Annotated in this window: 10 protein-coding genes; 8 read left to right on the top strand and 2 right to left on the bottom strand. The window is 63.8% G+C overall.

Annotated elements, in window-relative coordinates; all coding sequences use genetic code 11:
* The first annotated feature begins 90 nt into the window (after positions 1-90).
* The 6 genes from D0T21_RS02040 to D0T21_RS02065 all read left to right on the top strand — a co-directional run bounded on the left by D0T21_RS02040 (position 91) and on the right by D0T21_RS02065 (position 8353).
* Positions 91-882 (top strand): putative hydro-lyase, encoded by a 792-nt coding sequence (locus D0T21_RS02040; RefSeq protein WP_116988182.1) that lies wholly within the window; start codon positions 91-93, stop codon positions 880-882.
* Between the two features lie 81 nt (positions 883-963).
* Positions 964-2235 carry an MFS transporter gene (locus D0T21_RS02045; RefSeq protein WP_116988183.1) on the top strand — a complete coding sequence of 424 codons (1272 nt, stop codon included), beginning with the start codon at positions 964-966 and terminating at the stop codon, positions 2233-2235.
* Positions 2236-2257: 22 nt separating this feature from the next.
* Positions 2258-5869: a hydantoinase B/oxoprolinase family protein gene (locus D0T21_RS02050; RefSeq protein WP_116988184.1), complete on the top strand. Its 3612-nt coding sequence runs from the start codon at positions 2258-2260 to the stop codon at positions 5867-5869.
* 21 nt (positions 5870-5890) lie between these two features.
* Complete coding sequence (locus tag D0T21_RS02055) at positions 5891-6967, top strand: porin (protein ID WP_116988185.1); 1077 nt, start codon at positions 5891-5893, stop codon at positions 6965-6967.
* Positions 6968-6976: 9 nt separating this feature from the next.
* Positions 6977-7441, top strand: coding sequence for a cache domain-containing protein (locus tag D0T21_RS02060; RefSeq protein ID WP_116988186.1), 465 nt, complete (start codon positions 6977-6979; stop codon positions 7439-7441).
* A 231-nt stretch (positions 7442-7672) separates the two neighbouring features.
* Positions 7673-8353: a flagellar brake protein gene (locus D0T21_RS02065; protein WP_116988187.1), complete on the top strand. Its 681-nt coding sequence runs from the start codon at positions 7673-7675 to the stop codon at positions 8351-8353.
* Positions 8354-8357: 4 nt separating this feature from the next.
* Here the strand turns inward: D0T21_RS02065 and D0T21_RS02070 are convergent, their stop codons facing one another.
* Both D0T21_RS02070 and metG read right to left on the bottom strand, forming a co-directional pair.
* On the bottom strand, positions 8358-8837 hold the full coding sequence (locus tag D0T21_RS02070; protein ID WP_116988188.1) for a GNAT family N-acetyltransferase: 480 nt from the start codon (positions 8835-8837) through the stop codon (positions 8358-8360).
* Between the two features lie 10 nt (positions 8838-8847).
* Complete coding sequence (gene metG / locus D0T21_RS02075; protein ID WP_229211301.1) at positions 8848-11019, bottom strand: methionine--tRNA ligase; 2172 nt, start codon at positions 11017-11019, stop codon at positions 8848-8850.
* A 122-nt stretch (positions 11020-11141) separates the two neighbouring features.
* On the opposite strand from metG, the gene apbC reads away from it, so the two are divergent.
* Both apbC and D0T21_RS02085 read left to right on the top strand, forming a co-directional pair.
* The gene (gene apbC, locus D0T21_RS02080; RefSeq protein WP_116988190.1) at positions 11142-12230 is read left to right on the top strand and encodes an iron-sulfur cluster carrier protein ApbC; all 1089 of its coding nucleotides are present in this window, start codon (positions 11142-11144) and stop codon (positions 12228-12230) included.
* A 13-nt stretch (positions 12231-12243) separates the two neighbouring features.
* Positions 12244-12636, top strand: a complete 393-nt coding sequence (locus tag D0T21_RS02085) for a DUF4399 domain-containing protein (protein ID WP_199538383.1) — start codon at positions 12244-12246, stop codon at positions 12634-12636.
* The last annotated feature ends 6 nt before the right edge of the window (positions 12637-12642 follow it).

Below are 12642 nucleotides of genomic sequence, written 5' to 3' on the forward strand. Positions count from 1 at the left end.
GAAAAACTATACAACAACAGCAAAAATAACTAGATGGCGTGTAGGGTTATTCAAGTTTATTCTTAACTCATGCAAGTTATTCATGATTTGATGAACGAGACCAGCGCCATGACCCCACTCGAATTACGTCACAAAGTACGCAGCGGCGAATTCCGCCTGCCGACCGCCGGCTATTGCGGCGCCTACGCCCAGGCCAACCTGGTGATCCTGCCGCAGGCGCATGCCGACGAGTTCCTGCGCTTCTGCCAGCGCAACCCGCGCGCCTGCCCGCTACTGGCGGTGGGCGAGCCTGGCCAGTGGAACCTGCCGCGCCTGGGCGCCGACATGGACCTGCGCAGCGACATCCCCGGCTACAACATCTATCGCGGCGGCCAGCTGGCGTCGCAGACCCACTCGCTGCACGACGTCTGGCGCGACGACCTGGTGGTGTTCGCGATCGGCTGCTCTTTCTCGTTCGAGCAGATGCTGATCGAGGCCGGCATCAAGCTGCGCCACATCGAGCAGCGCCGCAACGTCGCCATGTACCGCACCAATATCCGCAACCAGAGCGCCGGCCCGTTCGGCGGCGAGATGGTGGTGTCGATGCGTCCGATGAAGGCCGCCGACGCCATCCGCGCGATCCAGATCACCAGCCGCTACCCGGCGGTGCACGGCGCGCCGGTGCACCTGGGCGATCCGTCGCTGATCGGCATCGCCGACATCGCGCGGCCCGAATACGGCGATCCGGTCGAGATCATGCCGGACGAAATACCGGTCTTCTGGGCATGCGGCGTCACGCCGCAGGAAGCCATCCGCCACGCGCGCCTGCCGCTGGCGATCACCCACCAGCCGGGCTACATGCTGGTGACCGACATACTCAATGCATCGTTAGCCGCGTTCTGATTTAAAACCAAAGTAGCGCCCGCGACGGACCCGCACAGCGCGTCCGCAGGGGAGTGCTACGCCTGACAAAAGGGGACCACCATGAACACCAGAGCACTATCAACCACCCGGCAGGAGGGATTCTTCTCCTGGTTCCACGCATTGACCGGCAAGGAGCGCCGCACCTTCTGGAGCTGCAAGATCGGCTACGCGCTCGACGCGATGGACACGCAATTCCTCAGCTTCGTGATCCCGACGCTGATCGCCACCTGGGGCCTGTCCAAGGGCGACGCCGGCTTGATCGGCACCGTCACCTTGCTGACCTCCGCCGCCGGCGGCTGGATCGCCGGCATCCTGTCGGACCGCATCGGCCGCGTCAAGACGCTGCAATTGACCATCCTGTGGTTCGCCTTCTTCACGGTGCTGTGCGGGCTGGCGCAGAACTTCACCCAGCTGCTGGTGGCCCGTGGCCTGATGGGTTTCGGCATGGGCGGCGAGTGGACCGCCGGCGCCATCCTGATCGGCGAGGTGATACGCGCCAAGGACCGCGGCAAGGCGGTCGGCATGGTGCAGGCGGGATGGGCGATCGGCTGGGGCGTGTCGGCGCTGCTGTATGCGCTGATGTTCTCGCTGCTGCCGCCTGAGTGGGCATGGCGCTCGCTGTTCCTGCTGGGGATATTGCCGGCGCTGTTCGTGATCTTCATCCGCCGCTTTGTCGACGAGCCGGAAGTGTTCGTGGCGCAGCAGAAGGCGGTAGCGCCGGAGGACCGCGCCTCGTTCGCCCAGATCTTCGCACCCAAGATGCTGAGCACCACCTTGCGTGCCGTGCTGCTGACCACCGGCGCCCAAGGCGGCTACTACGCCATCACCACCTGGCTGCCGACCTTCCTCAAGACCGAACGTCACCTGACGGTGCTGGGCACCGGCGGCTACCTGGCGATGGTGATCGTCGGCTCGTATGTGGGCTACATCGTCAGCGCCTTCCTGACCGACTACCTGGGCCGCAAGAAGAACTTCATCCTGTTCGCCACCGGCTCGCTGTGCATCGCCCTGGCCTACACCCGCTTGCCGGTGACGGACAGTGTGATGCTGTTCCTCGGCTTCCCGCTGGGCTTCTGCGTATCCGGCGTGTTCAGCGGCATGGGCGCTTTCCTGACCGAGTTGTTCCCGACTTCGATACGCGGCTCGGGCCAGGGCTTCAGCTACAACATGGGCCGCGCCATCGGCTCGCTGTTCCCGCTGATGATAGGCCTGAGCAGCCAGTCGATGGCGCTGGGCGAGGCGATCGGCGTGTTCGCCGGCACCGCCTACGGCGTGATGATCCTGGCCGCGCTGACGCTGCCCGAAACCGCTGGCAAACAACTTGAATCCTGATTGAGACTGTAGAGGCAACATCATGAAAAACGACATCCCCGCTCAACAACTTCGCTGGCAGTTCTGGGTCGATCGCGGCGGCACCTTCACCGACATCGTCGCGCGCCGTCCGGACGGCAAGCTGGTCACGCACAAGCTGCTGTCCGAATACCCGGAGCGCTACGACGACGCCGTCACGCAAGGCATGCGCGACCTGCTCGGGCTGAAGACGGGCGATCCGCTGCCTGCCGATCAGATCGAAGTGATCAAAATGGGCACCACCGTCGCCACCAACGCGCTGCTGGAGCGCAAGGGCGCGCGCACCGCGCTGGCCATCACGCGCGGCTTCGCCGACCAGCTACGCATCGGCTACCAGGACCGGCCGGACATCTTCGCCATGCACATCGAGCTGCCGGACCTGATCTACGAGAAAGTGATCGAGATCGACGAACGCATCGGCGCGCGTGGCGAGGTGCTGCAAGCGCCGGACGAGGAGTGCCTGCGCGGCCAGCTGGTGGCTTTGCGCGCCATGGGCATCGACGCCATCGCCATCGTGTTGATGCACGCCTATCGTTACCCTCAGCACGAGCAGCGGCTGCGGGCGCTGGCCGAGGAGACGGGCTTCACGCAGATCTCGGTCAGCCACCAGGTCAGCCCCTTGATGAAAATCGTCGGCCGTGGCGACACGACCGTGGTGGACGCCTACCTGTCGCCGGTGCTGCGCGACTACGTGTCGCGGGTGTCGGCCGATACGGGCGATGTGCGCATCATGTTCATGCAGTCCAACGGCGGCCTGACCGACGCCGGCCGCTTCCAGGGCAAGGACGCGATCCTGTCCGGTCCCGCCGGCGGCATCGTCGGCGCGGTCAAGAGCTGCGAGGCGATCGGCCTGAAACAGGTGATCGGTTTCGACATGGGCGGCACCTCGACCGACGTCGCCCACTACGACGGCGCCTACGAGCGCGTGTTCGAGACCGTGGTGGCCGGCGTGCGGGTGCGCGCGCCGATGATGCACATCCATACCGTGGCGGCGGGCGGCGGCTCGATCTGCAGCTTCGAGAACGGTCGCTTCAAGGTCGGCCCGGAATCGGCCGGCGCCAATCCGGGCCCGGCCAGCTACCGCAAGGGCGGCCCGCTGACCGTCACCGACTGCAACGTGATGCTGGGCCGTATCCAGCCGGAGCACTTCCCGCGCGTGTTCGGCCCAAATGGCGACCAGCCGCTGGACCGCGACGTCGTGGTGCGCGCCTTCGGCGAACTGTCCGAGAAGATCGCCCGTGAAACCGGCACCCGGCTGTCGCCGTCCGCCGTGGCCGACGGCTTCCTGGCGGTGGCGGTCGATAACATGGCGCAGGCGATCAAGTCGATCTCGGTGGAGCGCGGCTATGACGTCAGCCGCTACGCCATGTGCTGCTTCGGCGGCGCCGGCGGCCAGCATGCCTGCCGCGTGGCCGATGTGCTGGGTATGACCAAGATCGTCATCCACCCGTTCGCCGGCGTGCTGTCGGCCTTCGGCATGGGCCTGGCCGACATCCGCGCCATGCGCGAAGGCGCGGTCGAGCAGCCGCTCAGCGACGCCACGCTGGCCGAACTGGGACCGCAGCTAGTGGCGCTGGCGCGCGACGCCGCCACCGAACTGCTGGAGCAGCAGGTGGCGCAGGAAGACATCCGCGTCGAACTGTGCGCGCGGCTGAAGTATCAGGACAGCGATTCCGCCTTCGTCATCCCGTTGGCCAGCATGGCAGAGATGAGCGAGGCCTTTGCGGCGCTGTATCGCGGCCGTTTCGGCTTCGTCATGGAAGGCCAGCCGCTGGTGATCGAATCGGTATCGGCCGAAGCGATTGGCGCGGGCGACGGCGCCGACTTCGTCATCGAAGTGCCGGCCGGTGGTGGTTCTGATTCGCCGGGCCGCGTCTACAGCTACGTCGACGGCCAGACCGTGCCAATCGCGCTGCACGTGCGCGCCGAGCTGCCGGTGGGCAGCCGCGTCGTCGGTCCGGCGCTGATCCGCGAGGAGATCGCCACCACCGTGGTGGACGCCGGCTGGAGCGCGCGCGTGCTGCCCGACCACTCGCTGATGCTGGAGCGCAGCGTGGCCGCCGGCAGCGCGCACAAGATGACCACCGCCGTGCACCCGATCCACCTGGAGATCTTCAACAACCTGTTCATGGCGATCGCCAAGCAGATGGGCACCACGCTGGAGAACACCGCCTACTCGGTCAACATGAAGGAGCGACTGGACTTCTCCTGCGCCATCTTCGACCGCGAGGGCAACCTGATCGCCAACGCGCCGCACATCCCGGTGCATCTGGGCTCGATGAGCGACAGCGTGCTGTGCGTGATTCGCCAGCATGCGACTTCGATGTCGCCCGGCGACGCCTATGTGCTCAACGTGCCTTACAACGGCGGCACCCACCTGCCGGACATCACCATCGTCTGCCCGGTGTACGGCGACGGCGACGCGCCGATGTTCTACGTCGCCGCGCGCGGCCACCACGGCGACGTCGGCGGCATCACGCCCGGCTCCATGCCACCGAACAGCACCAGCATCCTGGAAGAGGGCGTCCTGCTCGATAACATCAAGATCGTCGACAAAGGCGTGTTCCTGGAGCCGCTGGTGCGCGAGCTGTTTGGCGCCGGCCCCTGGCCGAGCCGTAACATCGACCAGAACATCGCCGACCTGATCGCCCAGCTGGGCGCCTGCGAGACCGGCGCCAACGAACTGCTGAAGGCCACCACCTGCTACGGCGAAGACGTGGTGCTGGCCTACATGCAGCACGTGCAGGACAACGCCGAAGCGGCGGTGCGCAAGGCCATCGGCGGCCTGCGCGACGCCAGCTTCGCCTACGAGATGGACGATGGCGCGATGCTGAAAGTGAAGCTGACCATCGACCACGCCAGCCGCAGCGCCACGGTGGATTTCACCGGCACCAGCGAGCAGCGGCCGACCAACTTCAACGCACCGCTGTCGGTCTGCAAGGCCGCCGTGCTGTACGTGTTCCGCACGCTGATCGACAGCGACATTCCGATGAACGAGGGTGTGCTCAAGCCGCTCAAGCTGATCATCCCGGAAGGCTCGATGCTCAACCCGCGCTATCCGGCGGCGGTGGTGGCCGGTAACGTCGAAGTGTCGCAGTACGTCACCGACGCGCTGTACGGCGCGCTGGGCGTGATGTCGGCCTCGCAGGGCACGATGAACAACTTCACCTTCGGGAACGCGGAGCACCAGTACTACGAAACCATCGCCGGCGGTTCCGGTGCGGGGCCGGGCTTCGACGGCACGGCCGCCGTGCAGACCCACATGACCAACTCGCGCATGACCGATCCGGAGGTGCTGGAGTGGCGCTTCCCGGTGCTGGTGGAAACCCACGCCATCCGTCGCGGCAGTGGCGGCGAAGGCGCGCAGCGGGGCGGCGACGGTGCACTGCGCCGCATCCGCTTCCTGGAGGCGATGACGGCCAACATCCTGGCCGGCCACCGTCGCATCGCGCCGTTCGGGCTGGAAGGCGCGATGCCCGGAGCGCTGGGCCGCAACTGGGTCGAACGCGGCGATGGCACGGTAGAGGAATTCGGCGCCACGCACACCGCCGAGATGCAGGCCGGCGACGTGTTCGCCATCGAGACGCCGGGTGGCGGCGGTTTCGGTACCAAGTAAGCAAACCAACTGGAGATAAAAATGAAAAAAACGATGTTTGCGCTCACGCTGGGCGCATTGACGGGGACAGTGGCAGCACAATCGAACGTGACGGTGTACGGCATCGTCGACATGGCGGTGGTACGTGAGAGCGGTGGCGTTGGCGCCGCCGCGTCCAGCACCAAGCTGACCAGCGGCGTTGAATCGGGCTCGCGCCTGGGCTTCAAGGGCACCGAGGATCTGGGCGACGGCCTGTCCGCCATCTTCCTGCTGGAGAACGGCTTCCAGGCCGATACCGGCGCGATGGGGCAGGGCGGCTTGCTGTTCGGCCGCCAGGCCTACGTCGGCTTGCAGAGCAAGACGGCCGGCACGCTGACCCTGGGCCGCCAGTACACGCCGCAGTACCTGGCGGTGGCTGCGGTCGATCCCTTCGGCTCCGGCACGGCGGGCGACACCAAGAACCTGATGGCCTCCACCGGCAATAGCGCCAGCCGCATGGACAATGCGGTCAAGTACGCGTCGCCGGTGGTCAACGGCTTCAATGCGGAACTGGTCTACGGCGTCGGCGAGGTGGCAGGCGACAGCACGGCGCAGCGCCAGCTCGGCGGCGCGATCGCCTACACCAGCGGCCCGCTGGTGGTACGCCTCGCGCATCACAACCGCAACAACGACACCGCCACGCTGAAGAACACCAGCAGCGCCAAGAACTCCGTGCTGACGGCGCTGTACGACTTCGGCGTGGCGAAGGCGCACTTTGCCTACGGCGTCGACAAAGGCCTGAACAGCGCCTTGCCGCGCAACCTGAACAACCCGTTCGGCTACGCGGTGGCGCCGACACCGTCCATCGACAGCAGCGTGGTGCTGCTGGGCGTGACGGTGCCGCAGGGGATGGGCACGTGGCTGGCCTCCTACATCCGCAAGAACGACAAGACCAGCTTCAACCAGGACGCGCAGCAGCTGGCGGCCGGCTATCGCTACTACCTGTCCAAACGGACGGATTTATACGGGGTGTATGCTTACATCCGCAATAAGAACGGCGCCGGCTACACAGTCGGCAGCGCGATCGAAGGCGGCACCGGCAATCGCGGCCTCAATCTCGGCATTCGTCACATTTTCTAAGGAGCGGTCATGAAAAAACTATTCACGGTTATGTTTGCTGGGCTGATGATGCTGACGGCGCTGGGGACGAGCGCGGCGGAGAAGGGGACGGCCGATGAAGCGGTGGCGATGGTCAAGAAAGCCGCCGAGTTCCTGAAGAAGAACGGCAAGGAAAAGGCCTTCGCCGAGTTCAATAATCCCAAGGGGCAGTTCATTCAGAAGGATCTGTACATCTTCGCCTTCGGCGCCAATGGCGATGGCGTCGAGCTGGCCAACGGCGCCAACATCAAGCTGGTCGGCAAGAACGTGCTGGAGATGAAGGATGCAGATGGCAAGTTCCTGATCAAGGACATCCTGGCGCTGGGCATGGGCAAGGAAGGCAAGGGGTGGGTCGATTACAAATGGCCCAATCCCAGCACCGGCACGGTCGACGGCAAGCGCACCTATGTCGAGCGCGTGGACGACGTCGTAATCGGTTGTGGTATTTACAAGTAGGAATAGCTGGCGGGAGTGGGTTGTTTCCACTCCTATATTTCAAAATGTAAAAAATAGGTTGCAATGGGGCAATTCCCAAACTATGATGAAGTTATAAGAGACCCAGATAACGTCTACATTATAGGTGGTGAAATGCTACTCACTGAGCACACTGCCGTCACGATCCGTAGAGGACCGCCACGGCCCCAAGACGCGATAGGCCAGATCCCCGCCGCCGCGAATTCGTATGACATGACGACCGAGGACGATATCGGCGATGCATTGACTTCCCTGGCCGCGAGCGGCGATGCGATCTCGATGTACGTGAGCGGTGTCCGAGAGCCGGTGCTTGGACGCATACTTTCAGTCGATCCCGAGAACCCGCATTTCGTGATGGAATTGAACGAAGGCTCAGTTCTCCCGCCTGGAAAAGTCACCTTTGTCACCGTCCTGAGTAATGCGAAGATTCAATTTCGCCTGACTAATCAGGATTGGAAATCGCTGCCCGACCAGCCGCATCTGATCCCGATGATATTCCCGGAAACCTGTGCGGTGCTGAACCGGCGCGCGTTCGAGCGCGTGGAAACGCCGCTGGGCGTCACCTTCACGGCCTCGTTCGAGGTGAACAGCAAGATGTATGAGCTGCCCATCTACGATTTCGCGCAGGGTGGCATGGGCCTGCGCTGCACCAAGAGCGCGACCAAGGGTTTGCTCAAGGGCCGCAAGCTGGTGGAGGTGCGGCTGGAACTGGAATCGGAATCGGAGTCGGAATCCGTCGTCGTCGCGGAAATGGAAATCCGGGTCACGCGCTCGGTCCGTTCATTCCTGCTGGGCGAACAGCTGCATGTCGGCTGCATGTTCACCCAGGTGTCGCCGGAAGCGGAAAACGATATCAAGACCCTGCTCAAGCACATCAACCACGCCACGACGTAGCGGCTTAGTACTTGAGCGAACGCCGCATCACCAGCGGCGGCGGTTCCAACGGATTGGCGTGGGAGTATTCAAGCTCTTCAGCCAGTTCGAATTCGAAGGCGGTGTAGAAGTCGATCAGCTTGGGCTGGTCGCTGCGCACGGCCAGCCGCACTTCCTCCACGCCGCTCGCCAGGCCGTGATGGATCACCGCCTCCAGCAGATGTTGCGACAGATTGCCGCCCCGATGCTGCGGCAGCACGCCCATGCGGCAGATCTCCCACACGTCAGGCTCCGCATCGAGCGGCAGCCAGCGCACCGAACCCACCGGCTGTTCATCGACCAGCAAAACAAAACCGCCGCCATCGCGCAGGTGTTCTGCAACGAGGACGGCGGTTTCGCGGTGGCCGCTGGAAGTGACGCTGACCTTGCCGGCCCACGCGGCGCGCGTGAGGTCGGCAATCAGCTTGGCATCGTCATTCCGTGCTTCCCGAACCACGATGTTCATCGGCCGGCCCTTAGCGGATGCGCATGCCTGGCTCAGCGCCCGGCCATGGGTTGAGGATGTAGATGCCTGGATTGGCTTTCTCGTCCTTGGCCGAACCGGCCAGCACCATGCCTTCGGATACTCCGAACTTCATCTTGCGCGGCGCCAGGTTGGCTACCATCACGGTCAGCTTGCCGACCAGTTCTTCTGGCTGATACATGGACTTGATGCCGGAGAAGACATTGCGCAGGCGGCCTTCGCCCACATCCAAGGTCAGGCGCAGCAGCTTGTCCGAACCGTCGACGTGCTCGCAGTTGACGATCTTGGCCACGCGCAGGTCGATCTTGACGAAGTCGTCGATGCTGATCTGCGGCGCCAGTTCTTCCACGCCTTCCGGCATCGGCAGCGCCGGTGCGGCTGGTACTGCGGCGGCCTGCTTGGCCGGCTTGGCGGCGACCGCTGGAGCGGCCGCAGCGGCAGCTTGCTGCGCCGGCGCATCGAACAGGTCTTCAATCATTTTCGCATCGACGCGCGTCATCAGGTGCGCGTAGGCGCCGATGGTACGGCCCAGCATCGCGCTCGACACTACGCCGCTGGCGACGTCGGTATCGGCCCACAGCAGCTGCTCGTCGTTGAGGAACTTGGAGACATTGGCGGCCACACCCGGCAGCACCGGCGACAGCAAGATGGTCAGCTGGCGGAACAGGATCAGCGCGGTGGTGCAGACGTCGTGCAACTCGGCCAGCTTGGCGTCGTCCTTGGCCAGGATCCACGGCTTGTTCTCGTCGACGTACTGGTTGGTGATGTCGGCGATCTCCATGATCTCGCGCAGCGCCTTGCCGAACTCGCGCGCCTCGAAATTGGCGGCGATGCTGGCCTGGCGCTCGACGCCGTCAGCGGTGATCAGCGCGCGCTTGATCCAGCCCTGCGCGCCTTCGGACAGCGACGAGGCCAGCTTGCCGTCGAACTTCTTGGCGATGAAGCCGGCGCAGCGCGAAGCGATGTTGACGTACTTGCCGATCAAGTCGCTGTTGACGCGGGCCACGAAGTCGTCGCCGGTGAAGTCCAGGTCTTCCACCTTGGAGTTCAGCTTGAAGGCGATGTAGTAGCGCAGCCATTCCGGGTTCATGCCCAGGTTCAGGTAGCGCAGCGGCGAGATGCCGGTGCCGCGCGACTTGGACATTTTTTCGTTGTTGACGGTCAGGTGGCCGTGCACGTTGACCTTGAGCTTGTCGATCACCGGATGACCGGCGAAGTTCAGCATGGCAGGCCAGAACAGCAGGTGGAAGGAGACGATGTCCTTGCCGATGAAGTGGATCTGTTCGGTGCCCGGGTCTTGCAGCAGGGCGTCGTAGTCGATGCCCTTTTTCTCGCAGTAGTTTTTCAGGCTGGCCAGGTAGCCGACCGGCGCGTCCAGCCACACGTAGAAGAACTTGCCCGGCGCGTCAGGAATCGGGATGCCGAAGTAAGGCGCGTCGCGCGAGATATCCCAGTCGGCCAGCTTTTCGCCGGCTTCGCCCAGCCATTCGCTGACCTTGTTGACCATTTCCGGCTGCAGGCGGCCAGGCGTGTTCAGCCAGTCCTTGAGGAACTGGTAGCAGCGCGGGTCGGACAGCTTGAAGAAGTACTGCTCAGAGTCCTTCAAGATCGGCGTGGCGTTGGTGAACACCGAGAACGGGTTGATCAGCTCGGTCGGCTGGTAGGCCGCGCCGCACACTTCGCAGTTGTCGCCGTACTGGTCCTTGGCGTGGCAGGTCGGGCACTCGCCCTTGATGTTGCGGTCCGCCAGGAACATGCCTTTGACCGGGTCGTAGAAGCGCGGCACGATCTTGGTCTGGATCAGGCCGTTGTCGCGCAGCTTGCGGTAGATGCCCTGCGACAGTTCGACGTTTTCCGGCGAATCGGTCGAATACCAGTTGTCAAAGGCGATATGGAAACCGTCCAGGTATTGGGCGCGGCCGGCGGCGATCTTGGCCACGAATTCCTGCGGCGTGATGCCTTCCTTTTCGGCGGCGATCATGATCGGCGTGCCGTGGGTGTCGTCGGCGCCGACAAAGTGCACCACGCGCTGGGCGTCGCCGTCGCGCTGCATTCGCTGGAACCGGACCCAGATGTCGGCCTGGATGTACTCCATCATGTGGCCAATATGGAAAGCGGCGTTAGCGTAGGGCAGGGCAGTGGTGACGAACAGCTTGCGGGTCATGGTTGATGCACTTTGTGGGTGGAAAAAGAACATTTTAACAGTGGAAGCCGCAACTGCACACGTCTGAGGGGTTTTCTGTCGCTATGCGCTAGAATGAGAGCACATTTTACGGAGAGAGTTACATGAGCATCACAGTAGAAGACGTCAAAGCCGCGCTGTCCCAAATCGTTGACCCAAATACAACGAAAGACTATGTGTCCGGCAAGGCCGTGAAGAATTTGAAGGTCGAGGGCGGCGATATCTCCCTCGATATCGAACTGGGCTACCCGGCCAAGAGCCAGTTCGACGCCATCCGCGCCAGCGTCATCGCCGCCCTGCGCGTGCTGCCGGGCGCCGGCAATGTCAGCGTCAACGTGCACAGCAAGGTGATCTCGCACACCGTGCAGCGCGGCCTCAAGCTGATGCCCAACGTGAAGAACATCATCGCCGTGGCTTCCGGCAAGGGCGGCGTCGGCAAATCGACCACCGCCGTCAACCTGGCGCTGGCACTGGCCGCCGAGGGCGCCTCGGTCGGCCTGCTGGACGCCGACATCTACGGCCCGTCGCAGCCGATGATGCTGGGCGTGTCCGGCCGTCCGGAAACCAAGGACGGCAAGACCATGGAGCCGCTGGAAAACTACGGCGTGCAAGTGTCGTCGATCGGCTTCCTGATCGATCCGGACGAGCCGATGGTGTGGCGTGGCCCGATGGTCACGCAGGCGCTACAGCAGCTGCTGGAACAGACCAACTGGCGCGACCTCGACTACCTGATCGTCGACATGCCGCCCGGCACCGGCGATATCCAGCTGACCCTGTCGCAGAAGGTGCCGGTCACCGGCGCCGTCATCGTCACCACGCCACAGGACATCGCGCTGCTGGACGCGCGCAAGGGCCTGAAGATGTTCGAGAAGGTCGGCATTCCTATCCTCGGCATCGTCGAGAACATGAGCACCCACATCTGCTCCAACTGCGGCCATGCGGAAGAAATCTTCGGCGCGGGCGGCGGCGCCAAGATGTGCAAGGATTTCAACGTCGAGTTCCTCGGCGCCTTGCCGCTGACCCTGTCCATCCGCGAGCAGGCCGATTCCGGCAAACCGACCGTGGTGGCCGAACCGGACGGCCAGGTGGCCGCCATCTACAAGGACATCGCCCGCAAGATTGCAGTACAGGTCGCTGAAAAGGCCAAGGATATGACCAGCAAGTTCCCTAGCATCGTCATCAAGAACGACTAACCGGAGATTACCCATGATGAAAAAAATTATCACCGCAGCAGCCTTCCTGGCCTTGAGCGCCAGCGCCTTTGCCCAGCAATCGGTGGCCTTCGTCGAGCCCTTCGATGGCTCCACCGTTACCAGCCCGTTCAGGGTCAAGTTCGCCGTCACCGGCATGGATGTCAAGCCGGCCGGCGACATGACGGCCAACACCGGCCACCACCACCTGCTGATCAACGCCGCGCCGGTCAAGGCGGGCGAAGTGGTCCCGGCCGACGACCAGCACATCCACTTCGGCAAGGGGCAGACCGAGACCGAAGTCAAGCTGGCGCCCGGCACCTACGTCTTGTCGCTGCAGTTCGCCAACGGCTTGCACCAGTCCTATGGTCCGGGCATGAGCACGTCCATCAAGGTCACCGTCAAGTAATCGATG

The sequence above is a fragment of the Duganella sp. BJB476 genome, assembly GCF_003416895.1.
GTDB lineage: Bacteria > Pseudomonadota > Gammaproteobacteria > Burkholderiales > Burkholderiaceae_D > Rugamonas.

Bases quoted from the DNA above. Each gene is read 5' to 3' on its own strand.
- D0T21_RS02040 (WP_116988182.1), top strand. From the start codon at position 91: ATGAACGAGACCAGCGCCATGACCCCACTCGAATTACGTCACAAAGTA.
- D0T21_RS02045 (WP_116988183.1), top strand. From the start codon at position 964: ATGAACACCAGAGCACTATCAACCACCCGGCAGGAGGGATTCTTCTCC.
- D0T21_RS02050 (WP_116988184.1), top strand. From the start codon at position 2,258: ATGAAAAACGACATCCCCGCTCAACAACTTCGCTGGCAGTTCTGGGTC.
- D0T21_RS02055 (WP_116988185.1), top strand. From the start codon at position 5,891: ATGAAAAAAACGATGTTTGCGCTCACGCTGGGCGCATTGACGGGGACA.
- D0T21_RS02060 (WP_116988186.1), top strand. From the start codon at position 6,977: ATGAAAAAACTATTCACGGTTATGTTTGCTGGGCTGATGATGCTGACG.
- D0T21_RS02065 (WP_116988187.1), top strand. From the start codon at position 7,673: ATGACGACCGAGGACGATATCGGCGATGCATTGACTTCCCTGGCCGCG.
- D0T21_RS02070 (WP_116988188.1), bottom strand. From the start codon at position 8,837: ATGAACATCGTGGTTCGGGAAGCACGGAATGACGATGCCAAGCTGATT.
- metG (WP_229211301.1), bottom strand. From the start codon at position 11,019: ATGACCCGCAAGCTGTTCGTCACCACTGCCCTGCCCTACGCTAACGCC.
- apbC (WP_116988190.1), top strand. From the start codon at position 11,142: ATGAGCATCACAGTAGAAGACGTCAAAGCCGCGCTGTCCCAAATCGTT.
- D0T21_RS02085 (WP_199538383.1), top strand. From the start codon at position 12,244: ATGATGAAAAAAATTATCACCGCAGCAGCCTTCCTGGCCTTGAGCGCC.